Origin of the sequence: Pseudomonas sp. BN417 (assembly GCF_029871205.1) — a bacterium.
GTDB lineage: Bacteria > Pseudomonadota > Gammaproteobacteria > Pseudomonadales > Pseudomonadaceae > Metapseudomonas.
Genome location: NZ_SSOJ01000161.1, coordinates 13001 through 36699, shown reverse-complemented (window position 1 = coordinate 36699; position 23699 = coordinate 13001). Strand labels below are relative to the sequence as shown.

Annotated in this window: 18 protein-coding genes; 8 read left to right on the top strand and 10 right to left on the bottom strand. The window is 65.6% G+C overall.

Translation table 11 applies throughout. The annotated features are described in order from the left end of the window. The first annotated feature begins 116 nt into the window (after window positions 1-116). From E8F11_RS26685 to E8F11_RS26670, 4 genes are all read left to right on the top strand, one after another. A complete protein-coding gene (locus tag E8F11_RS26685) occupies window positions 117-1976 on the top strand; it encodes a DUF4105 domain-containing protein (protein ID WP_280291929.1) in 1860 nt (619 codons plus the stop codon). Window positions 1977-2149: 173 nt separating this feature from the next. Further along, the gene (locus E8F11_RS26680) at window positions 2150-3370 is read left to right on the top strand and encodes an RtcB family protein (RefSeq protein ID WP_280291928.1); all 1221 of its coding nucleotides are present in this window, start codon (window positions 2150-2152) and stop codon (window positions 3368-3370) included. Between the two features lie 50 nt (window positions 3371-3420). Then, window positions 3421-4446 (top strand): RNA 3'-terminal phosphate cyclase, encoded by a 1026-nt coding sequence (gene rtcA, locus E8F11_RS26675; protein WP_280291927.1) that lies wholly within the window; start codon window positions 3421-3423, stop codon window positions 4444-4446. 79 nt (window positions 4447-4525) lie between these two features. After that, the gene (locus E8F11_RS26670) at window positions 4526-4891 is read left to right on the top strand and encodes a hypothetical protein (RefSeq protein WP_280291926.1); all 366 of its coding nucleotides are present in this window, start codon (window positions 4526-4528) and stop codon (window positions 4889-4891) included. A 148-nt stretch (window positions 4892-5039) separates the two neighbouring features. On the opposite strand, the gene gdhA is transcribed toward E8F11_RS26670, so the two are convergent. The 3 genes from gdhA to ettA all read right to left on the bottom strand — a co-directional run bounded on the left by gdhA (window position 5040) and on the right by ettA (window position 8997). Next, window positions 5040-6374: an NADP-specific glutamate dehydrogenase gene (gene gdhA / locus E8F11_RS26665; protein WP_280291925.1), complete on the bottom strand. Its 1335-nt coding sequence runs from the start codon at window positions 6372-6374 to the stop codon at window positions 5040-5042. A gap of 366 nt (window positions 6375-6740) precedes the next feature. Beyond that, on the bottom strand, window positions 6741-7271 hold the full coding sequence (locus tag E8F11_RS26660) for a hypothetical protein (protein WP_280291924.1): 531 nt from the start codon (window positions 7269-7271) through the stop codon (window positions 6741-6743). 58 nt (window positions 7272-7329) lie between these two features. Then, window positions 7330-8997, bottom strand: coding sequence for an energy-dependent translational throttle protein EttA (gene ettA, locus E8F11_RS26655; protein ID WP_280291923.1), 1668 nt, complete (start codon window positions 8995-8997; stop codon window positions 7330-7332). A gap of 312 nt (window positions 8998-9309) precedes the next feature. Between ettA and E8F11_RS26650 the strand changes: the two genes are divergently transcribed. Together E8F11_RS26650 and glyA are read left to right on the top strand one after the other, a co-directional pair. Further along, window positions 9310-13449: an EAL domain-containing protein gene (locus E8F11_RS26650; protein WP_280291963.1), complete on the top strand. Its 4140-nt coding sequence runs from the start codon at window positions 9310-9312 to the stop codon at window positions 13447-13449. Between the two features lie 216 nt (window positions 13450-13665). After that, complete coding sequence (gene glyA / locus E8F11_RS26645) at window positions 13666-14919, top strand: serine hydroxymethyltransferase (protein ID WP_280291922.1); 1254 nt, start codon at window positions 13666-13668, stop codon at window positions 14917-14919. Window positions 14920-15509: 590 nt separating this feature from the next. Here glyA and E8F11_RS26640 read toward each other — a convergent pair. From E8F11_RS26640 to E8F11_RS26625, 4 genes are all read right to left on the bottom strand, one after another. After that, window positions 15510-16577 carry an extracellular solute-binding protein gene (locus E8F11_RS26640; RefSeq protein ID WP_280291921.1) on the bottom strand — a complete coding sequence of 356 codons (1068 nt, stop codon included), beginning with the start codon at window positions 16575-16577 and terminating at the stop codon, window positions 15510-15512. Between the two features lie 389 nt (window positions 16578-16966). Next, window positions 16967-17170 (bottom strand): YbdD/YjiX family protein, encoded by a 204-nt coding sequence (locus tag E8F11_RS26635; protein WP_120653017.1) that lies wholly within the window; start codon window positions 17168-17170, stop codon window positions 16967-16969. A 13-nt stretch (window positions 17171-17183) separates the two neighbouring features. Then, window positions 17184-19250 carry a carbon starvation CstA family protein gene (locus E8F11_RS26630; RefSeq protein WP_280291920.1) on the bottom strand — a complete coding sequence of 689 codons (2067 nt, stop codon included), beginning with the start codon at window positions 19248-19250 and terminating at the stop codon, window positions 17184-17186. A gap of 154 nt (window positions 19251-19404) precedes the next feature. Then, window positions 19405-19911, bottom strand: coding sequence for a DUF3015 domain-containing protein (locus tag E8F11_RS26625; protein ID WP_280291919.1), 507 nt, complete (start codon window positions 19909-19911; stop codon window positions 19405-19407). 194 nt (window positions 19912-20105) lie between these two features. Between E8F11_RS26625 and E8F11_RS26620 the strand changes: the two genes are divergently transcribed. After that, window positions 20106-20474: a PilZ domain-containing protein gene (locus E8F11_RS26620; protein ID WP_280291918.1), complete on the top strand. Its 369-nt coding sequence runs from the start codon at window positions 20106-20108 to the stop codon at window positions 20472-20474. Window positions 20475-20692: 218 nt separating this feature from the next. Here E8F11_RS26620 and radA read toward each other — a convergent pair whose 3' ends face one another. From radA to E8F11_RS26605, 3 genes are all read right to left on the bottom strand, one after another. Beyond that, the gene (gene radA / locus E8F11_RS26615) at window positions 20693-22057 is read right to left on the bottom strand and encodes a DNA repair protein RadA (RefSeq protein WP_280291917.1); all 1365 of its coding nucleotides are present in this window, start codon (window positions 22055-22057) and stop codon (window positions 20693-20695) included. Window positions 22058-22097: 40 nt separating this feature from the next. Further along, the gene (locus E8F11_RS26610) at window positions 22098-22376 is read right to left on the bottom strand and encodes a hypothetical protein (protein ID WP_280291916.1); all 279 of its coding nucleotides are present in this window, start codon (window positions 22374-22376) and stop codon (window positions 22098-22100) included. A gap of 78 nt (window positions 22377-22454) precedes the next feature. Next, complete coding sequence (locus E8F11_RS26605) at window positions 22455-22700, bottom strand: YdcH family protein (protein ID WP_280291915.1); 246 nt, start codon at window positions 22698-22700, stop codon at window positions 22455-22457. Between the two features lie 211 nt (window positions 22701-22911). On the opposite strand from E8F11_RS26605, the gene mscL reads away from it, so the two are divergent. Next, the gene (gene mscL / locus E8F11_RS26600; protein ID WP_280291914.1) at window positions 22912-23328 is read left to right on the top strand and encodes a large-conductance mechanosensitive channel protein MscL; all 417 of its coding nucleotides are present in this window, start codon (window positions 22912-22914) and stop codon (window positions 23326-23328) included. The last annotated feature ends 371 nt before the right edge of the window (window positions 23329-23699 follow it).

Sequence of the window (23699 nt, the reverse complement as noted above, 5' to 3'; positions counted from 1 at the left end):
ACGGAGCCTGCACCCCACGTCGGCAAACTTGCGCAATTGTCCACGATGACCTTGCTTGACACCTGCCCCGGCGCTCCCCAAAGCTCCGGTCGACAAATCTCTCGCGAAGAAGAGTTGTGCCCTTGAAACGGATTTTGCCGTACCTCGCCCTGAGCATCTGGCCCCCTGCCCACGCCGCCCCCGACATCCCCGCCGAACGCCTCCAGGCACTGGCTGACGATCCCTACTGGATCGCCCTCGGCCATTACGAAACCGGCAAGCTGGGCGGCTGGCGCAGCTACGTGGACGACCCGAAGTTCTTCTTCGCGGAGGATGGCCCCAGCAACCCGTCCGCCGAACTGCGCGCCACCCTGGATGCCCTCTACGCCCCGGCCAGCCTTGGCGACAAGCATCCCCAATGCAGCTACCCGGCGCGCACCCGCTGGCTGCGTGACCAGCTCCGGTTGAGCGACCTGCCGCAACCGGACTGCAACGAATTCCGCACCTGGTACAAGGACGTCAACCCGCACAGCACGGTGCTGGTGTTCCCGGCGGCCTACCTGAACAGCCCGTCGTCGATGTTCGGCCACACCCTGCTGCGCATCGACCAGCCGGACGTGCACGAGAACAACACCGCCCTGCTCAGCTACGCGCTCAACTTCGGCGCCTTCATCGAAGGCGCCGACAACAGCATCCTCTATGCCTGGAAGGGCCTGATGGGCGGCTATCCGGGGCTATTCGCCCTGGTGCCCTACCGCGAAAAGCTCAGTGAATACAGCCGCCTGGAGAACCGCGACCTCTGGGAATACCGCCTGAACCTGACTCCCGAAGAAACCGGGCGCATGGTCGAGCACGTCTGGGAACTCAAGCAGGTCCGCTTCGACTACTACTTCTTCGACGAGAACTGCTCCTACCGCCTGCTGGAACTGCTGGAGATCGCCCGCCCCGGCCTGGAGCTGACCGACGACTTCCCCCTCACCGCCATCCCCACGGACACGGTACGCGCGGTCAAGCAGTCCGGCCTGGTGGAGAGCATCGACTACCGTCCCTCGCGGGAGAAGGAGCTGCTGGCGCGCGCCGAGCCGCTGGACGCCGCCGAGCAGCAGTGGGTGCTGCGCCTGGCCGCTGACGAGAAGCTGCTGGATGATCCGGCCTTCGTCGCCCTGCCCGGCCCGCGTCGCGCCCTGATCCAGGACGCCGCCTTCCGCCTGGTACGCTATCGTGCCACCGGCGAGCAACGTACCCGCGAAAACACCACCCGCAGTTTCAAGCTGCTGCAGGGCATCAACCGCAATCCGCCGCCCACCCTGGAGGTCGAACGCCCCAGCCTGCCCGAGGAAGGCCACGAGTCGCGCACCTGGCAGCTGGGCCTGGGTAGCCGTGATGACCAGGCCTTCGCCGAATACGGTCTGCGCATGGCCTATCACGATCTCAACGACAATCTGTCCGGCTTTCCCCTGGGCGCCCAGATCGAGATTCTCCAGGCCAAGCTGCGCCAGTACGAGAACAACCACTGGCAGCTGCAACGCCTGGACCTGGCCACCATTCGCTCCCTCACCCCGCGCGGCGAACTGCTCAAGCCCTGGTCCTGGCAGGTGGCTGGCGGCCTGGAGCGCGTGCTCGGTGAAGACGGCGACGAACGCCTGGTCAGCCACTTGAACGGCGGTGTCGGCGGCTCCTGGCAGTTCGGCGAGGATGCCCTGGGTTTCGCCCTGGCTACGGCCCGCATCGAGCACAACGAGGACTTCGCGCCCTTCATCGCCACTGCAGCCGGCTTCGACACCGGCCTGCTCTGGCACAACCCGCTGGGCAGCCTCAGCCTGGAGGCGGCCGGCGACTACTTCCACAATGGCGAAGTGCGTCGCCGCCTGTCCCTCAACCAGCAATGGGAGATCTCCCGCAACCTCGGCCTGCGCTTTTCCGCCCAGCGTGAGTTCAGCCAGCTCGCCGCGCCGGTGAACGAGGTGATGCTGGAGCTGAAGTGGTACCACTATTGATGGGTATCGCTTCGCTCCACCCATCCTACGAGGCTGGTGCTGAATGATGGGTCGGGCGGCGTTCCGCTGAGGTACGAAACCCATCACCCAGCCCGAACTCCGCCGGTAAGATGCGCGCCCGGCCTGCCCAAACAGGCCCAGAATGGTTATCCACCCTTCATCAGGCAGCGCAGATGAAACAGAACAGTCCGCAACTGCTGGAAGTGGCTGGCGGCAAACCCATCCGGCTCTGGACCGAGGGAGTGCCCGTGGAAGATGAAGCCCGCCAGCAACTGATCAATACGGCGAAGATGCCCTTCATCTTCAAGCACCTGGCGGTAATGCCCGACGTGCACCTGGGCAAGGGCTCGACCATCGGCAGCGTGATCCCGACGGTTGGCGCCATCATTCCCGCCGCAGTGGGTGTGGACATCGGTTGCGGCATGATCGCCGCCCTCACCTCCCTGCGGGCCGCCGACCTGCCGGATAACCTCCGCGGCCTGCGCAGCGCCATCGAGCACGCCGTGCCCCACGGCAAGACCTTCGGCCGGCGCGACCAGGGCGCCTGGGACAACGTGCCGGAAGCCGCCGACCAGGCCTGGAGCCCCCTGGCCAGGCGCTTCAAGGCGATAACCGCCAAGTACCCAAGGCTGGAGAAGACCAACAATCGCCACCACCTCGGCACCCTGGGCACTGGCAACCACTTCATCGAGGTCTGCCTGGACGAGGCCGACCGCGTCTGGTTCATGTTGCATAGCGGCTCGCGCGGGGTCGGCAATGCCATCGGCACCCAGTTCATCGAACTGGCCCAGGCCGACATGCGCCAGCACCTGGCCAACCTGCCGGACCGCGACCTGGCCTATTTCGAGGAAGGCAGCCGGCACTTCGACGACTATGTGGAAGCCGTGGGCTGGGCCCAGGACTTCGCCCGGCAGAACCGCGCCCTGATGATGCAGGCGGTGATTGCCGCCGCGCGCAAGGCCATCGGCAAGCCGTTCGAAGCCAATCTTGAAGCGGTGAACTGCCACCACAACTACGTGCAGAAGGAGCAGCACTTCGGTCGCGAGGTGCTGGTGACGCGCAAGGGCGCGATGTCGGCGCAGAAGGGCGAGCTGGGCATCATCCCCGGCTCCATGGGCGCAAAGAGCTTCATCGTCCGCGGCCTGGGCAACGAAGAGGCATTCTGCTCGTGCAGCCACGGCGCCGGCCGCAGCATGAGCCGCGGACGGGCGAAGAAGCTGTTCACCGTGGAGGATCAGGTCCGCGCCACCGCCCATGTGGAATGCCGTAAGGACAAGGACGTGATCGACGAGATTCCCATGGCCTACAAGGACATAGACGCGGTGATGGCCGCCCAGCGCGACCTGGTGGAAGTGGTGCATACCCTGCGCCAGGTGGTGTGCGTGAAAGGCTGAGCGGTGCGCCGATTGGATCGGACGCTCCGCCTCAATGCACAAGGCTTGAAATGAAACAGGACCTCATCCAGCTCGACGGCAACGAAGGTGGCGGGCAGATCCTGCGCAGCGCCCTGAGCCTGTCGATGGTCAGCGGGAAACCCTTTCGCATCCACACCATCAGGGGCCAGCGCAGCCGGCCGGGGCTGTTGCGCCAGCACCTGACCGCCGTGCGGGCCGCCGCCGAGGTATGCGGGGCACAGGTGGAGGGTGCAGAACTGGGCTCGGGCGAGCTGAGTTTCCGACCCGGCCCGATCCGCGCCGGCCGCTATGCCTTCGCCATCGGCACCGCCGGCAGCTGCTCGCTGGTCTTGCAGACCTTGCTGCCGGCCTTGCTGATGGCTGGCGGAGAGAGCCAGGTGCGGATAACCGGGGGCACCCACAACCCCCTGGCGCCACCGGCCGACTTCCTGCAGAACAGCTGGTTGCCGCTGCTGTGGCGGATGGGTGCGGAAGTGGAACTGGAGCTGCTCCGGCATGGCTTCGTTCCCGCCGGTGGCGGCGAGATCCTGGCCAGGGTGCGCCCGGCGCGCTGGCAGCCGTTGCACCTGGAACGCCCCGGCGCGATCCGCCAGCGGTGCGCCCGTGCCCTGCTCGCCGGCTTGCCGATGCATATCGGCGAACGCGAACTGGAACGGGTAAGGCGCCGCCTGGGCTGGAGAGACGGTGAACGGCGGCTGGTATTCCTGCCGCAGGATCAGGGCCCCGGCAACGTACTTTTGCTGGAAATCGACTGCGAACAGGTCCGGGAAACCTTCGCCGCCTTCGGCCAGCCGCGCGTCAGCGCCGAGCGCGTTGCCAGCCAGGCCATCGCCCAGGCCGAGGACTGGCTGGCGAGTCACTGCGCGGTGGGCGAGCACCTGGCCGACCAGTTGCTGCTTCCCATGGCGCTGGCCGGCGCCGGCAGCTTCACCACCCTGCGCCTGAGCGACCATTTGCGGAGCAACTGGCAGGTGATCGAACGCTTCCTGCCGGTGCGCATCCGCAGCGAGGCACTGGCCGAGAACGGGTACCGCATCCTCATCGAATCGCTTTGACGTTTTCATCACGGGGCCGCCGCTAGGCTTGCCGCATCGTCCTCCACCGCGTGCGCGCCCTGGCGCGCGGGAGTCCAGCATGCCGTCGCGTCACGCCCCCCTGCTCATCGCCCTGTGCGCCGGCCTGCTCGCGGGCTGCGAAACCACCCACGACCACCTGATCGCTGAGGGTTACCCACCAGCCTTCGCCGACGGCTTCGCAGACGGCTGCAGCAGCGGCCGCCAGGCGGCCGGGGTGATCAGCGGCGAGTTCCGCAAGAATGTGTCGCGCTACCTTGGGGAAGCCACCTACGCCGGGGGCTGGGACGATGGCTTCCGCCAGTGCCTGGCCCAGGTGCGGAGCGAGGAGCGGCGGGAGTACGAGGACAGATTGCGCGACCGGGACGACGATGCGTGGGAGCGGAACCGGGGCAACGCCATGGGCAGGGCGCTGCACCCGGATTGAAGAAGGGCGGGAAGTGCAGAACCTGTGGGGGCGAATTCATTCGCAAAGGGCAGCACAGCTGCCCCCGGAGACCCTGCAGGGCAGCCCTGCGGGCTGCTCAGCGAATGAATTCGCCCCCACAAGGCCACCCTCAAGCAAGGCGCCGCGCTTACACCACGCCCTGCGCCAGCATGGCATCGGCCACTTTCACGAAGCCGGCGATGTTGGCGCCCTTGACGTAGTTCACCCGGCCATTTTCTTCGCCATGGTGCACGCAGGCGTGGTGGATGTTCTGCATGATGCCGTGTAGGCGCTGGTCCACCTCGCCGGCGGTCCAGTGCAGGCGCATGGCGTTCTGGCTCATCTCCAGGCCGCTGGTGGCCACGCCGCCGGCGTTGGAGGCCTTGCCCGGGGCGAAGAGGATGCCCGCCTCGTGGAAGATATCCACAGCCTCCAGGGTCGAAGGCATGTTGGCGCCTTCGGCCACGCAGACGCAGCCATTGGCCAGCAGGGCCCGCGCGTCGTCGGCATCCAGTTCGTTCTGCGTCGCGCAGGGCAGTGCGATATCGCAGGGCAACGCCCAGGGCCGCTGGCCGGGGAGGAAGCGCAGGCCCGGGCCGCTGAGTTCGCTGATGCGCCCACGACGGACGTTCTTCAGCTCCATCAGCTCTTCCCACTGCTCCTGGGTCAGGCCGGCCTCGGCGAAGAGGGTGCCCTCGGAGTCGGACAGGGAAATCACCTTGCCGCCCAGTTCCATGACCTTCTGCGCCGCATACTGGGCGACGTTGCCGGAGCCGGAGATGGCCACGCGCTGGCCGTCGAAGCCGCGGCCGATGCCCTTGAGCATCTCCTGGGCGAAGTAGACGCAGCCGTAGCCAGTAGCTTCGGGGCGGATCAGGCTGCCGCCATAGGCCAGGCCCTTGCCGGTGAAGACCGAGGTGAACTCGTTGGACAGGCGCTTGTACTGGCCGAAGAGGAAGCCGATCTCGCGGGCGCCGACGCCGATATCACCGGCCGGCACGTCCAGGTCGGCACCGATATGGCGGTACAGTTCGCTCATGAAGGACTGGCAGAAACGCATCACCTCGGCGTCGCTCTTGCCCTTGGGGTCGAAGTCCGAGCCGCCCTTGCCGCCGCCCATGGGCAGCGAGGTCAGGGAGTTCTTGAACACCTGTTCGAAGGCCAGGAACTTCAGCACCCCCAGGTTCACGGAAGGATGGAAGCGCAGGCCGCCTTTGTAGGGACCGATGGCGCTGCTCATCTGCACGCGGAAGCCACGGTTGACGCGGACCCGTCCCCGATCGTCGACCCACGGCACGCGGAACAGGACGGCACGCTCCGGCTCGACGATCCGTTCGATGATGCCGGCCTCCAGGTAATGCGGATTGGCTTCCAGGAAGGGCCACAGGCTGCGCAGCACCTCTTCCACGGCCTGATGGAACTCGGGCTGGTCGGGATCACGCTGCTTCAGGCGCAGCAGGAATGCGTCGACGGATTGCGTCATGTTTCTCACCAATTTTTCTTTTGTGAACAATTTATGGCGCGAAACTCTACCAAGCTGGGCAGCACCTCGATAGGGCAAAATGACGCATTAATGAATCTTTTTGGTGCATTGGATATAAATCAGCGCGCGGATCGGCGGAATCACCTGCATTCCGAGCGCTATACCAGAATTTTTTGCCGACGACCGGTCGCACCAATAGATGGCGCATGACGCACCACAAACGACCAAGCCGCACGGACAGACCGTAGGTTGTGGCAGAGCGAAGCGAAGCCCAACGATTGCGGAGCGTGTCCGCGCGTTGGGCCTCGCAGGCTCGGCACCAACCTACAAGGCGGAGCGAACCCCGCCAGGACAAGCGGGCGCCCCTCAGGGCGCCGCCGACTCCCGCAGCACCTGCCGAGGGTTGATGCCCAGTTCGCTGCGCTTGCCGCGCATCACCACCGCGCCACTTTCCGGCAAGGACAGCCAGACGTCTTCCGATACGCACACGCCCATCCCCTGCGCTGCAGCATCCAGTACCAGATGCACACGGTATTCGCAGCCCAGCTCACCCTGGTCCTTGGCCAGCACCCGTGCGGAGAAGTCGACCTCCTCGCCCAGCCACTGGGTATAGAAGGCGGCCGCCGGAACCTGCAGGGCACCCCAGACCACCAGCACGAGCAACGAACCCAGGGTCAGGTGCAGTTGCCAGCGCGCGGCTTCGGTCTCCAGTTGGAACAGGCTGACGAAGCGCTCGCGCCAGGCCAGCCAGGCGTACAGCCCGCCCCCCAGCACCAGGGCGCCGGCCACCGAGCCGAGTTTCCAGCTCGCCGAGGGATAGAAGGAGAAGTACAGGCCGCAGACCCCGAACAGCGCCAGGATCGAGAGCCAGAAGATGTAGTGGTTGAATCCTTTCATCGAACCTCCACAAACGAAAACGGAGCCTGGCGGCTCCGTTGTCGCTTTTCGGCGCGCGTTACTGCGCCAGCTTCTTGTAACGCACGCGGTGCGGCTGGGACGCCGCATCGCCGAGGCGCTTCTTGCGGTCCGCTTCGAACTCGGTGTAGTTGCCCTCGAAGAAGGTCACCTTGCCATCGTCCTCGTAAGACAGGATGTGGGTGGCGATACGGTCCAGGAACCAGCGATCGTGGGAGATCACGATGGCGGCGCCGGGGAAGTCCAGCAGCGCCTCTTCCAGGGCACGCAGGGTTTCCACGTCGAGGTCGTTGGACGGTTCGTCGAGCAGCAACACGTTGCCGCCCTGCTTCAGGGTGAGGGCCAGGTGCAGGCGGCCACGCTCACCACCGGAGAGGTCCTTGACGAACTTCTGCTGGTCGGCGCCCTTGAAGTTGAAGCGGCCGACGTAGCTGCGCGACGGGACTTCGTAGTTGCCGATCCTGATCTGCTCGAAGCCGTCGGAAACTTGCTGCCACACGGTCTTGGTGCCTTCCAGGCTGTCACGGCTCTGGTCGACGCTGGCCAGCTGCACGGTTTCGCCGATATCGATGCTGCCCGAGTCCGGCTGCTCCTTGCCCAGGATCATGCGGAACAGGGTCGACTTGCCGGCGCCGTTACCGCCGATCACACCGACGATGGCGCCCTTCGGCACACTGAAGGACAGGTCTTCGATCAGCACGCGGTCGCCATAGCCCTTGGTGACGTTGTTGAACTCGATGACCTTGTCGCCCAGGCGCGGACCGGCCGGGATGTAGATCTCGTTGGTCTCGCTGCGCTTCTGGAATTCCTGCGATTGCATTTCCTCGAAGCGTTGCAGACGGGCCTTGGATTTGGACTGACGAGCCTTGGCGCCTTGGCGCACCCACTCCAGTTCGGCCTTCATGGCCTTGGCGTGGGAGGCTTCCTGCTTGGCTTCCTGGGCCAGGCGGTTGGCCTTGGATTCCAGCCAGCCGGAGTAGTTGCCCTCGAAGGGGATGCCGTAGCCACGGTCCAGCTCGAGGATCCAGCCAGCGACGTTGTCGAGGAAGTAACGGTCGTGGGTGATCGCTACCACGGTGCCGGAGAAGTCGTGGAGGAAGTGCTCCAGCCAGGCCACGGAGTCGGCGTCCAGGTGGTTGGTCGGCTCGTCCAGCAGCAGCATGTCGGGGGCCGACAGCAGCAGGCGGCAGAGGGCCACGCGGCGCTTCTCGCCACCGGAAAGGTGTTCGATCTTCGCGTCCCACGGCGGCAGGCGCAGGGCATCGGCGGCGACTTCCAGCTGGCGCTCCAGGTTGTGGCCATCGGCGGCCTGGAGGATGGCCTCCAGCTTGGCCTGCTCGGCGGCCAGGGCGTCGAAGTCGGCGTCCGGCTCGGCGTACAGGGCATAGACTTCGTCGAGACGGGCCTGGGCCTGCTTGATCTCGCCTACGGCCTCTTCGACGATGTCACGCACGGTCTTGACCGGGTCCAGCTTCGGCTCCTGGGGCAGGTAGCCGACCTTGATGCCCGGCATCGGGCGGGCTTCACCGTCGATCTCGGTGTCCACCCCGGCCATGATGCGCAGCAGGGTCGACTTGCCCGCGCCGTTCAGGCCGAGCACGCCGATCTTGGCGCCCGGGAAGAAAGACAGGGAAATGTCCTTGAGAATCTCACGCTTCGGGGGCACGACCTTGCCGACCCGGTGCATGGTGTAGACGTATTGAGCCATGACTGACCTTGGTGCTGTGACGAGTGTTGGATAAAGGCGGGGAGCGACAAACTGGGAACAGGCGCTCCCTCGCGCGTGCGGCAAAGCTACCGGAATGCGCCGGGGAGGGCAAACGACGCTCGTCGGTCGTACTGGCACTTTGCATGCCTTCAAGGCATGCTAGCCGGCCCGCGGCCAAGGCTCCGGGACGTCCCGCCACCTGCCATTCGAGTCGTGACAGCAGGAACGCCATCCGTGCCAGACAGCCCGATCCCCCCAGATGCCCCCGTACGCCGCTCGGTCAAAGGCCTGCTGGTCGGCCTGGTGCTGCTGATGCTGACCCTGCTGCTCTGGCAGCTGCAGCAGGAATACCGCCAGCTGCAGAACGGCGCGCGGGATCGCAACTACACCCTGACCCGCGAACTGGCCAGCCACCTCGAACTCATCATGCGGATGAAGGTCGACGCGGTGCTCGCCCTGCTCCGCCAGCAGTCGCCCGACGCGCAGGTGGAAAACCAGCGTCTGGTCGCGCTGGACCTCCTGCGGCCCATACTGCCCTCGCTGCAAAGCCTGGCCTGGCTCAATCCCAACGGCAGTCTGCTGGCCGATACCCAGGCCGATAGCGACGACGCCCTGTTCCTCGCCAGCCTGGTCCAGCGCAGCGAGGGCGAGATATACCACTTCGCGTTCAGCGCCCAGGGCCGTGGCCAGGTGTATCTGGTGCTGCGCCAGTCACCGCTGCCCGAACCGAGCGGCTACTGGGCCCTGCGCCTGGACGCCGAGGCCATTCGCACCTGGTTGCTCAAGCACGAGGACCGCGACTACCGCTGGCTGCTGGAGGACCACTTCCTCGAGCGCGTCCTGGTGCAGAGCGGCAAACCGAGCCGTGCCAGCCCCATCGTCATGCCGCTGACCGCCGAGCAGGAGGGGCAGACCATCCTCGTCTCGCCCCTGGACCACAGCGACTGGCAGGTCCGCGCCCTCCACGACGAGCGCCAGGTGCGCAGCGGCCTGCTGCCCGAACTCCTCAGCAAGCTGCTGCTGTTCCTCATCAGTGCCAGCCTGGCGCTGATCGCGCTCTACTACCTGCAGCGCGAGCAGCGCGGCCTGCGCGAGCTCAACGACGCCTCGCGGCGCTCCCTGCGCCAGGCCGCCAGCGCCCTCGGCGTGATCGAGGAGCGGGTGCTGGTGACCGAGGTGGACGGCCGCCTGAGCTACCTCAACCCCCAGGCCGAGAGCCTGTTCGGCATCAGCGGCGCGGCGGCCCAGGACCACCACCTGCTGGCGCTGCTGCCCGGTCTCGACCCGCTGCTGCTGAATGCCCCCGGCCTCAGCCAGGAACTGGGCTCGGACCTGGTGCAGTTCCGGCACGGCGGCGAACAGCGCCTGCTGGCCGTGACCCGCAACGACCTCAACGACGGCGCGCAACTGCTCGGCTACGTCTGGGTGCTGCGCGACGTGACCGAAGAGCAGCGTGCCCTGCGCGTGCTGAAGGAAACCCGGCGGCGCTACCAGGACATCTTCGAAGGCAGCGGCATCGCCCTCTGCGTGCTCGACCTCGCCGACCTGCGCGGCTACCTGATCCGCCAAGGCGTGCGCGACAAGGCGAGCCTGGCCGCCTGGATCAAGGACAACCCGCAGCGGAACCCGGAGCTCCTGCGCCAGTTGCGCATTACCGAGGTCAACCAGGTGGCCATGCGCCTCCTGGAGATCAGCGACGCCGAGCAGGCCTGGCAGCAACTGATCGGCTCCCGGCCGCTGCATGAGGGCGGCATCCGCTTCCAGCTGATGGCGGCACTGCTGGGTGGCAGCAAGCAACTGGAGATGGAAAGCCGGATCGTCACCGCCCAGGGCCAGGAAAGACACATCTGGCTGGTGCTGCACCTGCCGGACATGATCCAGGACCTGGACGCCGTCACCCTCAGCATCAACGACATCACCAGCCGCAAGGCGGTCGAGCTCTCGCTGATCGAGCGCGAGCGGTTCTGGTCCGACGTGGTGCTGGCGGTCCCCGACACCCTCTATGTGCACGACATCATCGGCAAGCGGGTGATGCTCACCAACAACCGCCTCGGCCAGCAGCTGGGCTACAGCCGCCGGGATATCTACCGGATGGGCGAGCGCTTCTGGGAAGACATCCTGCACCCCGATGACGCCGAGCAGTACTGGCGCGTGCGCAGCCTGCAGCAAGTGGTGGGCGACGGCCTGCTGCTGCAATGCCAGTTGCGCTGGCGACACAAGGACGGCAGCTGGCACTGGTTCGATATCCGCGAGCAGGCCCTGGCCCGCGATGCGAAGGGCCGGGTGAGCCGGCTGATCGGGGTGGCCAAGGACATCACCGAACAGATCGAAGCCGCCGAATCCATGCGCGAGAGCGAACGCCGCTACCGCATGCTGGCGGAAAGCATCAGCGACGTGATCTTCACCACCGACAGCGAGCTCGAGCTCAACTACGTGAGCCCCTCAGTGCTGCCGGTGCTCGGCTACAGCGCCGAATGGACGCTCGCCAACGGCTTCAACGGCATGGCCGCCGACCCGCGGCACATGGTCACCCTGTTCGAGCAGCTGGAGCAGATCCGCAACGCCCTGGGCAACCCCCAGCGCCTGGCCGAACTGCGCAGCCAGATGCCGGCGCGGCTGTTCCTTTTCGACTGCATGCGCGCCGATGGGCAGAAGATCCCGGTAGAACTGCGCACCATGCTGATGTGGGACGAATACGGGCGCTTCGAAGGCATGCTCGGCGTCGGCCGCGACATCAGCCAGCAGCGCCGCGCCGAAAAAGACATGCGCATGGCGGCCACGGTGTTCGAGCATTCCACCTCGGCCATCCTGGTCACCGACCCGGCCGGCTACATCGTCCAGGTCAACGAAGCCTTCTGCCGCATCACCGGCTACGCCGCCAGCCAGGTGCTGGACCAGTTGCCCTCGATGTTCACCGCCGACCGCCAGCAGGCCAACCAGCTCAACTACATCATCAGCCAGCTCAACCAGCGCGGCAGCTGGGAAGGCGAGATCTGGCTCAAGCGCCGGCCGGGCGACAACTACCCGGCCTGGGTCGGCATCACTGCGGTGCAAGACGAGGACGGCGACCTGGTCAGCTACGTCTGCTTCTTCAGCGACATCAGCGAGCGCAAGGCCAGCGAGCAACGCATCCACCGCCTGGCCTACTACGACGGCCTGACCCACCTGCCCAACCGCACCCTGTTCCAGGACCGCCTGCACACCGCCCTGCAGCACGCCGAGCGGCACCAGGAATGGGTGGTGCTGATGTTCCTCGACCTCGACCGTTTCAAGCCGATCAACGACTCCCTCGGCCATGCCGCCGGCGACCGCATGCTCAAGGAAGTGGCCGTGCGCCTGGCCACCTGCGTGGACGAGGACGACACCGTGGCGCGCATGGGCGGCGACGAGTTCACCCTGCTGCTGCAACCGCGCGCCACTCGCGAGGGCGCGCTGAACCGGGCCATCCACGTCGCCGAACAGATCCTCGCCAGCCTCGCCCGCCCCTTCGTCCTCGAAGGCCGCGAGTTCTTCGTCACTGCCAGCATCGGCATCGCCCTCTCGCCGCAGGACGGCCGCGAGCTGAGCCAGTTGATGAAGAACGCCGACACCGCCATGTACCACGCCAAGGAGCGCGGCAAGAACAACTTCCAGTTCTACCAGGCGGACATGAACGCCCGCGCCCTGGAGCGCCTGGAGCTGGAAAGCGACCTGCGCCATGCCCTGGAGCAGGGCGAGTTCCTGCTCTACTACCAGCCGCAGTTCTCCGGCGATGGCAAGCGCCTCACCGGGGTCGAGGCCCTGCTCCGCTGGCGTCACCCCAAGCGCGGCCTGGTGCCGCCGGGCGAGTTCATCCCGGTACTGGAAGAGCTCGGTCTGGTGGTGCAGGTGGGCGACTGGGTGCTGAGCGAAGCCTGCCGCCAGCTCAAAGCCTGGCACCAGGCGAAGATGCGCCTGCCGAAGATCTCGGTGAACATCTCCTCCCGCCAGTTCGTCGACGGCCAACTGGCCCAGCGCATCGCCGCGATCATCGAAGACAGCGGCCTGCCGCCGGCCTGCCTGGAGCTCGAGCTGACCGAGAGCATCCTGATGCGCGACGTGGCCGAAGCCATGAACGTCCTGGAGAACCTCAAGCGCCTTGGCCTGTGCATCGCAGTCGACGACTTCGGCACCGGCTACTCCTCGCTCAACTACCTCAAGCAGTTCCCCATCGACGTGCTGAAGATCGACCGCAGCTTCGTCGACGGCCTGCCCGACGGCGAGCGCGATGCTCAGATCGCCCGCGCCATCATCGCCATGGCCCACAGCCTGAACCTGGCGGTGATCGCCGAAGGCGTGGAAACCCACGCCCAGCTGGGCTTCCTCCGCGAGCACGGCTGCGACGAGGTGCAGGGCTACCTGTTCGGCCACCCGGTGCCGGCGGCCCAATTCGAGCGCCTGTTCGGCGTCAGCGCCGACCTCATTCTCAGCTGAAGGCTGAAGGCTGAAGGCTGAAGGCTGAAGGCTGAAGGCTGAACGAATCTTGCCTCGCGCGCCCTCTCGTCCAGCCTCAAGCCTCCAGCACTCCTGTCGGCTTCGGCATCTTGAGCTCCATTCGTCCATCCCATGATCGACCTTCATATGCCAGCCAGCGACCGATCAGGTAGAATGCGCGCCTTTCCCCTGCACCGTTCCCAACAGAGGACCGCCATGTTCAGCCGTGATTTGACCCTCGCCCGCTACGATGCCGACCTGTTCGCCGCCATGGAGCAAGAAGCCCAGCGCCAGGAAGAGCACATCGAGCTGATCGCTTCCGAGAACTACACCAGCCCAGCGGTGATGGAAGCCCAGGGCTCGGTGCTGACCAACAAGTACGCCGAAGGCTACCCGGGCAAGCGCTACTACGGCGGTTGCGAGTACGTCGACGTGGTCGAGCAGCTGGCCATCGATCGCGCCAAGGAGCTGTTCGGCGCCGACTACGCCAACGTCCAGCCCCATGCCGGTTCCCAGGCCAACAGCGCCGTCTACCTGGCCCTGCTGCAGGCCGGTGACACCATCCTCGGCATGAGCCTGGCCCACGGCGGTCACCTGACCCACGGCGCCAGCGTTTCCTCCTCCGGCAAGCTGTACAACGCCGTGCAGTACGGCATCGACGCCAACGGCCTGATCGACTACGACGAAGTCGAGCGCCTGGCTGTGGAGCACAAGCCGAAGATGATCGTCGCCGGTTTCTCCGCGTACTCCCAGGTCCTGGACTTCCCGCGCTTCCGCGCCATCGCCGACAAGGTAGGCGCCTACCTGTTCGTCGACATGGCCCACGTGGCCGGTCTGGTCGCCGCTGGCGTGTACCCGAACCCGGTTCCGTTCGCCGACGTGGTCACCACCACCACCCACAAGACCCTGCGCGGCCCGCGCGGCGGCCTGATCCTCGCGCGCAAGAACGAAGAGATCGAGAAGAAGCTGAACTCCGCTGTCTTCCCGGGTGCCCAGGGCGGCCCGCTGGAGCATGTCATCGCCGCCAAGGCCGTGTGCTTCAAGGAAGCCCTGCAGCCCGAGTTCAAGGCTTACCAGCAGCAGGTGGTGAAGAACGCCCAGGCCATGGCCCAGGTCTTCCTCGACCGCGGCTTCGACGTGGTTTCCGGCGGCACCCAGAACCACCTGTTCCTGCTCAGCCTGATCAAGCAGGACATCACCGGTAAAGATGCCGACGCCGCCCTGGGTCGCGCCTTCATCACCGTGAACAAGAACTCGGTGCCCAACGACCCGCGCTCGCCCTTCGTCACCTCCGGCCTGCGCATCGGCACCCCGGCTGTAACCACCCGTGGCTTCAAGGAAGTCGAGTGCCGCGAGCTGGCCACCTGGATCTGCGACATCCTGGAGAACATGGGCGACGAGTCCGTGATCGACCGTGTTCGCGAGCAGGTCAAGGCCATCTGCGCCAAGCTGCCGGTTTACGGCAAGTAAGCGCACCTGGTAACGAAAAAGCCCGGCACATGCCGGGCTTTTTTGTGGGCGCTTGGAGTGTTGTTGCTCAGCCCATTGCCGAGCGGCCTTCGGGTTTCTGTTTCGCCTCCCGGCGAGTCTCTTTTTTCAGTCGCCGGAATGCCGCCCACAAAAAAGAAACCAAAAACGCTTGCCCCTGCATCCGGGTTTGGCTTCGCCAAACTTCCCTCGCTCCATCGTTGCGCCGGGGGCCCGGCGTGAGGGGCCATCCNTGGCCCCGCACGCCTCTCGCGGCATCCATGCCGCTCGTCCCCCTCTGCAACGATTCCGCTCGGCCTCCTGACGGGGCGTAGTCGCTGCCCCACCGCTTTTGCTCTGCTTCAGGCGCGTTTGGGCTTCAGTTCTATTTGGCCGTTACCGGCGCGAGTCACCCCTCGCCCTCCGGTTGAGGGGCCGGGGGAGAGGGATGTGTCAGGCTGGCGCGGAGGTCTGAAAGGTCCGTACTAGACGCTTCAATGCGGTACTGCAACAGCTAACGCAGACATAGCCTTGTTGTTCGCCGGAACCTGTTCCGCCCGCTAAGGGGAGCCATTCGCGAGCAGAGCTCGCTCCTACAATGCAGTGCGCGCCGCCTTGACCTGCTGCCACACCCCATCGACCCGTGCCTTCTGTTCCGGCGTCAGGCGTTCCAGGAAGTACAGGCGCTTGCGCTCAGCCTGGTCAGGCACCAGCATCGGCTGCTCCCGCGCCAACCGCGCCATCTCCGGAGTATCGGCGGCCAGGGGGGAATAGAAGCGCGATGCCAGGGCATTGCGCCGGGCGTTATCAGGCTGCAGCAGGTAGTCGATGAAACGGTAGGCCAGGTCCGGCCGCGCCGCGTTGGTGGGGATCGCCAGGCTGTCGATGAACACCAGCGCGCCTTCATCAGGAATCCGGAAGCGCAGCGCCGGGTTGCGCTCCGCCGCCGTCAGTGCATGGCCGACCCAGGCCATGGCCACGCAGAGCTTGCCGCTGGCGAGGTCGGCGATATAGCCGTCGTTGTCCAGGTTGCGCACCTGTCCCTGCATGGCCAGCAATTGCCTGCCGGCCTGATCGATCTGTCGGGAACCGCCCATGCTCAGGTTGCGGCCCCGATAATTGAGCCAGAGCGACAGGGTCTCCTCCGGAGCATCCAGCATCCCCACTCCGCAGCCGGCCAGGCGCGCGCGCTGCTGCGGATCGAAGAGCAGACCCCAGCTGTTCGGCAAGGCCCCGCCGTACACCGGCTCGGCCAGGGCCGGGTTGCTCACCAGGCCCACCGATCCCCAGAGATAGGGCACCACGTAGCGGTTGGCGGAGTCGAAACCGGCGAGCATGGCCAGCAGCGCAGGGTCCAGGCTGGCGTGGTTGGGCAGCCGGGCGAGATCCAGGACCTGCAGGCGCTTATCATCGATCAACTGGGCGAGCTGGAAATGCGAGGGCACCACCAGGTCGTACTTCGCCGGTCCGGCAAGCGCCGCATCCAGCTCGGCGGCGGTGTTGAAGGTCTCGTACTCGACTCGGACGCCACTCTCGCGCTGGAAGGCGGCAAGCACCTCGGGCTCGATGTAGTTGGTCCAGTTGTAGACCCGCATCACCTCTTCGGCATGCGCCAGGCCCGCGAGGGCCGACACCAGCAACAGGCAGAACGTCTTCTTCATGGTTCCCTCCCGCCCTGCTCCGTCGAGGGCTGAGGAGGATTAGATGCATCGCCGCCGGTGCTGTCATGGCCGTGGCTGCCAGGTGCTTGTGTCTGTCTGCCGGATTGGCGGGATTGCGAGCCGGGTCACGCTGGGCCCAGACAGCGCGTCGCCCGGATGAAATCCGGGAATCCCCGCACTCTCCTCTCCGGATTGCATCCGGGCTACGCTCAGCTGGAACGGGATGCTTCTGACAACTCCGTCATGTAGGGTGGACCACGCTTCACCGGTCCACCATCGGAGTTCGGCCAGGCCACGAATGGTGGACATGAAAAGCGATGTCCACCCTACGGCAGCCGGAAACAGGAGCGCCACGACAGGCGTGGCGCTCGGGTACCGCATGGCCGGGTTCAGCAACAACGCACCGGCCGCCCCTTGCCGCCGCCGTAGCGCGCTTCCTGTCGCTCGCGGAAGAACTCCTCATAGGTCATCACCGGCTTGTCCGGGTGCTTGTTGTGCATGTGCTCGACATAGTTGTCGTAGTCGGGCATGCCCACCAGCATCCGGGCAGCCTGGCCCAGATACTTACCCATGCGGCTCAGATCGTTGAACATGCGCGGTTCCTCCTCAAGCGTCCGGAATCGGCTGGAACGGTGCTTCCTTGTCGGTGCGCTCCGGCTTCATCCAGGCGTTGCGCCCTACCTTGATGGCATAGAACAGCACGCTGAGCACCACGAAGAGGAACAGCGCGGTCAGGGTCGCGTTGGTGTAGGCATTGAAGATCACGTTCTGCATCTGGTCGATGTCCTTGGCCGGGGCCAGCACCTGGCCGGCGGCCAGCGCATCGCTGTACTTCTTGGCCAGGGCCAGGAAGCCCACCGCCGGGTTCGGGTCGATCAGCTTGATCACACCCGCGGTGGTGGTGCAGATCAGCAGCCACACCGCCGGCACCAGGGTGACCCAGACGTAGCGCTGGCGCTTCATCTTGATCAGCACCACGCAGCCCAGCATCAAGGCGATGCCCGCCAGCATCTGGTTGGAGATGCCGAACAGCGGCCACAGGGTGTTGATGCCGCCCAGCGGGTCGATCACGCCCTGGTACAGCAGCCAGCCCCACATGGCCACGCAGCCGGCCGTGGCGATGACGTTGGCGGTCCAGGACTCGGTGTTGCTGAGGGCCGGGACGAACTCGCCGAGCAGGTCCTGAAGCATGAAACGCCCGGCGCGGGTGCCGGCGTCCACCGCGGTGAGGATGAACAGCGCCTCGAAGAGGATCGCGAAGTGGTACCAGAAGGCCATGGTGTTCTCGCCCGGCAGCACCTGGTGGAGGATCTGCGCGATGCCCACGGCCAGGGTCGGCGCACCGCCGGCGCGGGCCAGGATGGTGTGCTCACCGATGTCCTTGGCGGTGGCTTCCAGCGCCTCGGGGGTAATGGCGAAGCCCCAGTTGCTGACCGCTGCGGCGACGCTGGTGACATCCGCGCCGACCACGGCCGGCGGGCTGTTCATGGCGAAGTAAACACCCGGCTCGATCACCGAGGCGGCGACCATGGCCATGATGGCGACGAAGGATTCCATCAACATGCCGCCGTAGCCGATGTAACGGGCATGGGACTCGCTGGCCAGCATCTTGGGCGTGGTGCCCGAAGAGATCAGCGCATGGAAGCCGGAGACCGCGCCGCAGGCGATGGTGATGAACAGGAAGGGGAACAGGGTGCCCTTCCACACCGGGCCGGTGCCGTCGACGAACTGGGTCAGCGCCGGCATTTTCAGCTCCGGCATGGTGATCAGGATGCCGATGGCGAGGGCGACTATGGTGCCGATCTTGAGGAAGGTCGACAGGTAGTCGCGCGGCGCCAGGATCAGCCATACCGGCAGCACCGCGGCGACGAAGCCGTAACCGATCAGCAACCAGGTGATCTGCACGCCGGTGAAGGTGAAGGCCGGCCCCCAGACCGGGTCCGCGGCCACCTGGCCGCCGAGCCAGATGGAGGCCAGCAGCAGCGCCACGCCCACCACCGAGATCTCGCCGATGCGCCCTGGTCGGATATAGCGCATATAGATACCCATCAGCATCGCGATGGGGATGGTCGACATCACGGTGAACATGCCCCAGGGGCTTTCGGCCAGGGCCTTCACCACGATCAGCGAAAGCACCGCAAGGATGATGATCATGATCATGAAGGCGCCGAACAGCGCGATGGTGCCGGGCACCTGGCCCATTTCCTCGCGCACCAGCTCGCCCAGCGAACGGCCGTTACGGCGGCTGGAGATGAACAGCACAATGAAGTCCTGCACCGCGCCGGCGAAAACCACCCCGGCGATCAGCCAGAGGGTGCCGGGCAGGTAGCCCATCTGCGCGGCGAGCACCGGGCCCACCAGCGGGCCGGCGCCGGCGATGGCGGCGAAGTGGTGACCGAAGAGGACGTGCTTGTTGGTCGGGACATAGTCCAGGCCATCGTTGTGGAGCACTGCAGGTGTTGCACGGCTGGGGTCCAGCTGCATCACCCGGGTGGCGATGAACAGGCTGTAGTAGCGGTACGCGACCAGGTAGAGGGCGACGGCGGCTACCACTATCCACAGGGCGTTGATCGCTTCGCCGCGGCGCAATGCGACGACACCCAGGGCACAGGCGCCGGCCACAGCCAGCACTGCCCAGGGCAGGTGGCGCAGGACGCTGTTGTTATTGTTCATAGGAAGCTCCGAATGGGTGAACAGACAAGCTACCGGACAAGCTTAGCCGCTCCCTCGCCAAGGGTTGGCAGGCCGTTGTCTGGAACAGGCTTTTCAGCGACGAGGGATAGAAAAAAGCCGGGCAATTGCCCGGCCTTCTTATGCGCTGCGGGACTTAGCTCGGCAGCTTGGCGTAGCGCGCCAGTTGCTGGTCGCGACTCATCACATCGAGAGTGGCGGCGAGCACCTGTTCCCCGGTCACGTCCGGTGCGGAGAAGATGGTGGAGAAATTGGCCTGGGTGACCTGGGCGAAATGGGCGCGGTCGGTTTGCTCGATGCCCAGCAGGGTGGCATAGGCGTCCAGCGCCTCGCCCTTGCCCTGGGCCATGTCCTCGGCAATGTTGTCCAGCATGCCGTTCATCGCCAGCATCGAACGCCCGCCGTAGCCCAGACGCACGCTGGAGTCGCAGCCGTTGGTGCCGGAAGTCAGGCCGAAGGTGGCGTTGCCGGAAGTACCGTTGGTGGTGGTCGCCAGCAGGTGGGGAACCAGGCCGCGCTGACCTTCGAACAACATGTTCCCCCAGCCGCAGCCACCGCCACCGGCCTGGTCGGCCTGCACCGCCAGGCTGGCTGCCCCGAGCAGCCCGACGATCAGCCCTTTGCTAAGCAGTCGCTTATCCATTTTTGCGCTCCGCATGGATTTATAGAAAAACCGCCTAAGCAGCTTTGGTGACAGATGAAGAACTGTCAAACCAGCCACCGTGCGGCCTTGCCGGCTCCGACCATTGCGGATGTAATGCGCCGTATTCCGGTTTCACTGCCCCAGAGGCCCGCCAGCCTTGTCTATAGTGGTTGAAACCTCGCAGGAGCACGGTCATGAGTGAAACCGCCAACGAACGTCGGCGCTTCCACCGCATCAACTTCGACGCCGCCACGGAAATCACCCAAGGCGCCAATCGCTGGGCAGCGGCGCTGCACGACATCTCCCTCAAGGGCATCCTGGTGATCCGCCCGGCGGATTGGGATGGCGATCCGGCCCGGCTCTTCGACGCGCGGATCAGCCTGGGCGCCGGCATCGAGGTGCAAATGGAAGTGGAACTGACCCGCGCCGAGGGTGACCAGCTCGGCTTCGTCTGCCGCCATATCGATCTCGACTCCATCAGCCACCTGCGCCGTCTGGTGGAGCTCAACCTGGGGGACGAGGAGCTACTGGAGCGCGACCTGACGGCGCTGGGCGAGCCGTAGCGGCACTGCCCTTGTTGGTTTTGGATTCATCCGCAATGCCTGTGTCAGCGGTTGCCAGGAATCTGATATCCAGGACGAATCCTCGTAGGGTGCGCCATGCGCACCGGAACCTTCGCGCGAGCTTGCCGGTGCGCACGGCGCACCCTACAGGAGCATGAACTGAACTTACCTGTGAGAGCGAATTCAATCGCGAAAGCAGGCTGAAAGCCTGCCAGGCCCTACTCGAACAGCGCGTCCAGCGCCTGCTCCAATCGGGTCACCGGCATCACCATCAGCCCTGGCGGGGCCTCCTTGGGGGCATTGCCCTTGGGCACGATGGCACGCTTGAAGCCGTGTTTGGCCGCTTCCTTCAGGCGCTCCTGGCCGCTGGGCACCGGGCGCACCTCGCCGGACAGGCCGACTTCGCCGAACACCAGCACATCATGGGCCAGGGGCCGGTTGCGCAGGCTGGAGATGATGGCCGCGATCAGCGCCAGGTCGGAGGCGGTTTCCAGCACCTTTACCCCGCCCACCACGTTGAGGAACACATCCTGGTCGTAGGTGGGAATGCCGCCGTGGCGGTGCAATACCGCCAGGAGCATGGCCAGGCGGTTCTGGTCCAGGCCCAGGGTCACGCGGCGGGGGTTGGCCAGGTGGCTGGTGTCCACCAGCGCCTGTACTTCCACCAGCATGGGCCGCGAACCTTCCCAGGTGGCCATCACCACGCTGCCGGACACGGACTCCTGGGCGCGGGTGAGGAAGATCGCGGAGGGGTTGGACACTTCCTTCAGTCCCTTGTCGGTCATGCCGAACACGCCCAGTTCGTTGACCGCGCCGAAGCGGTTCTTCACCGCCCGCAGCAGGCGCAGGCGGCCGTCTGATTCACCTTCGAAATAGAGCACCGTGTCCACCATGTGCTCCAGCACGCGGGGGCCGGCCAGGGAGCCTTCCTTGGTGACGTGCCCCACCAGGAAGATCGCCGTGCCGCTCTGCTTGGCGAAACGCACCAGCAGCGCGGCGCTTTCGCGCACCTGGGACACGCCGCCTGGAGCCGACTGGAGCTGTTCGGTGAAAATGGTCTGGATGGAGTCGATCACCATCACCTTGGGCTTCTCCACCCGGGCGGTGGCGATGATGGACTCGATGCAGGTCTCGGTCATGACCTTGAGTTTGTCTTCGGGCAGGCCCAGGCGGCGGGCGCGCATGGCCACCTGCTGCTGGGATTCCTCGCCCGTGACATAGAGCGCGGGGAAGCGCGCGGCAATATTGCAGAGGGTCTGCAGGAGGATGGTGGACTTGCCGATGCCCGGATCGCCGCCGATCAGCACCACCGAGCCATCCACCAGGCCGCCGCCGAGGACGCGGTCCAGCTCGTTGGACGCGGTGGAGAAGCGTGGCATTTCCTCGACGCTGACTTCCGCCAGCGTCTTGATCTGCGCCTGCTGGCCGGTCCAGCCGGTACGCCCACCGGACGAGGCGGCGGCGCCCTCCAGCACGGTTTCCACCAGGGTGTTCCAGGCCCCGCAGTCGGCGCACTGACCGGCCCATTTGGGGAAGGTGGCGCCGCACTCGGTGCAGCCGTACATGCGTTTGGCCTTGGCCATCAGCGGACTCCGTGGCAAACAAAGCCCGCATGATAGCGGATCAGCCTCGGCAACCGCCCCCACAGTTGCAGCATTGGCCACTGGCGCGCCGGCGTTGGCGCTCCAGGTCCTGCTGCAGGCCGTCGAGGCGCATGCGCAAGGCGTTCAGGCTGGAGCCGTCCAGCGGCTCGCTGCCCGCCTCGACGCGCTCGATGCGGCGTTGCAGCAGATCGTACTGCTGTTGCAGGCGCGACAGGCGTTCGATGGCTTCCTGGCGCTCAAGGGAAACCGGCGACGCGGATGAGAGGTCCGCGCCGGACAGCTGGGGGGTGGTAGGCATGGGACAGGCTCCGGATGATGGATGCCCCAGCCTATCCGGTCACCTCCCGGGCCCTGTTGATCCCGGTCAATCCTGGGTTCAGCCCTTGGCGCCCTTGAGCATTCGGGCGATTTCGTCCTTGAGGGCGACCCTCTGGACCTTCAAGCCGTGCAGTGCGTTGTCGTCGAGGGCCTGGTGACCGTCCTCGACCTCGTAGATACGCGAGTCCAGATCCTGGTACTCCCCCGCCAACCGGGCAAAGTGCGCATCGCTCTGCAGCAGGCTGCGCATGGTGTCCTTGAACTCAGGGAATTCACGGTTGAGCGGATGATGTTCTAGCGGCATGGCTGCGACCCTCCTCTTGAAGCCTCCCCTCAGGCTAGACCAGCGCTCGGCGCGGGGAAGCGCCGCCTGACGGAAACCCCTCACAGGCTTGGCACGGCGCATGCCAGAGCCCTAGCATGTGCGCCGCTGCACAGGGAGGTGGCCATTTCTGGCAGCCTCGACCGGCTGAATTACACTTCAGCGTTAAAACCAGAAGCTCAGGGAGTGAAACATGAGTCTGCTCAACGAATTCAAAGCCTTCGCCGTCAAGGGCAACGTGGTCGACATGGCCGTGGGCATCATCATCGGCGCGGCCTTCGGCAAGATCGTCTCGTCCTTCGTCGGAGACGTGATCATGCCGCCTATCGGCCTGTTGATCGGCGGGGTCGACTTCTCCGACCTGGCCATCACCCTCAAGGCCGCCGAGGGCGAGATTCCGGCAGTCATGTTGAGCTACGGCAAGTTCATCCAGACGATCCTGGACTTCGTCATCGTCGCCTTCGCGATCTTCATGGGGGTCAAGGTGATCAACAAGCTCAAGCGCGAAGAAGCCGCCGCCCCGGAACTGCCGCCGACGCCCACTCCCGAGGAAACCCTGCTGACCGAGATTCGCGACCTGCTCAAGTCGCAGCAGAACAAGTTGCCCTGACGAATCCTCGCGAATATGACAACGGCGCCTCATCGGCGCCGTTTTCATTTGTGGGGGCGAATTCATTCGCTATGGGTCGCGAAGCGGCCCGCCTTGGGCTTGCAGGGCGAACCTGCGGTCCGCTTGGCGAATGAATTGGCTATGTCTGCATTAAGTGTTGCTAGAACGTCCTGAGCCGAGCTGCTTATCGAGCGGGCTGCGAGTCTCTGTTTCGCCTCCCGGCGAGTCACTTCTTTCANNCGCCAAAGAAGTAACCAAGAACGCTCGCCCCTGCATCCGGCCCCGGCTTCGCCGGGGTTCCCTCGCTTCATCGTCGCTCCGGGGGCCCGGCGTGAGGGGCCATCCCTGGCCCCGCACGCCTCTCGCGGCAT

Bases quoted from the DNA above. Each gene is read 5' to 3' on its own strand.
- E8F11_RS26635 (WP_120653017.1), bottom strand. From the start codon at position 17,170: ATGTTCAACGATCTGAGCCGCATGGGTAAGTATCTGGGCCAGGCTGCC.
- E8F11_RS26610 (WP_280291916.1), bottom strand. From the start codon at position 22,376: ATGCCTACCACCCCCCAGCTGTCCGGCGCGGACCTCTCATCCGCGTCG.
- E8F11_RS26670 (WP_280291926.1), top strand. From the start codon at position 4,526: ATGCCGTCGCGTCACGCCCCCCTGCTCATCGCCCTGTGCGCCGGCCTG.
- E8F11_RS26605 (WP_280291915.1), bottom strand. From the start codon at position 22,700: ATGCCGCTAGAACATCATCCGCTCAACCGTGAATTCCCTGAGTTCAAG.
- E8F11_RS26680 (WP_280291928.1), top strand. From the start codon at position 2,150: ATGAAACAGAACAGTCCGCAACTGCTGGAAGTGGCTGGCGGCAAACCC.
- E8F11_RS26620 (WP_280291918.1), top strand. From the start codon at position 20,106: ATGAGTGAAACCGCCAACGAACGTCGGCGCTTCCACCGCATCAACTTC.
- E8F11_RS26630 (WP_280291920.1), bottom strand. From the start codon at position 19,250: ATGAACAATAACAACAGCGTCCTGCGCCACCTGCCCTGGGCAGTGCTG.
- E8F11_RS26625 (WP_280291919.1), bottom strand. From the start codon at position 19,911: ATGGATAAGCGACTGCTTAGCAAAGGGCTGATCGTCGGGCTGCTCGGG.
- mscL (WP_280291914.1), top strand. From the start codon at position 22,912: ATGAGTCTGCTCAACGAATTCAAAGCCTTCGCCGTCAAGGGCAACGTG.
- E8F11_RS26640 (WP_280291921.1), bottom strand. From the start codon at position 16,577: ATGAAGAAGACGTTCTGCCTGTTGCTGGTGTCGGCCCTCGCGGGCCTG.
- radA (WP_280291917.1), bottom strand. From the start codon at position 22,057: ATGGCCAAGGCCAAACGCATGTACGGCTGCACCGAGTGCGGCGCCACC.
- ettA (WP_280291923.1), bottom strand. From the start codon at position 8,997: ATGGCTCAATACGTCTACACCATGCACCGGGTCGGCAAGGTCGTGCCC.
- E8F11_RS26650 (WP_280291963.1), top strand. From the start codon at position 9,310: ATGCTGACCCTGCTGCTCTGGCAGCTGCAGCAGGAATACCGCCAGCTG.
- E8F11_RS26660 (WP_280291924.1), bottom strand. From the start codon at position 7,271: ATGAAAGGATTCAACCACTACATCTTCTGGCTCTCGATCCTGGCGCTG.
- rtcA (WP_280291927.1), top strand. From the start codon at position 3,421: ATGAAACAGGACCTCATCCAGCTCGACGGCAACGAAGGTGGCGGGCAG.
- glyA (WP_280291922.1), top strand. From the start codon at position 13,666: ATGTTCAGCCGTGATTTGACCCTCGCCCGCTACGATGCCGACCTGTTC.
- gdhA (WP_280291925.1), bottom strand. From the start codon at position 6,374: ATGACGCAATCCGTCGACGCATTCCTGCTGCGCCTGAAGCAGCGTGAT.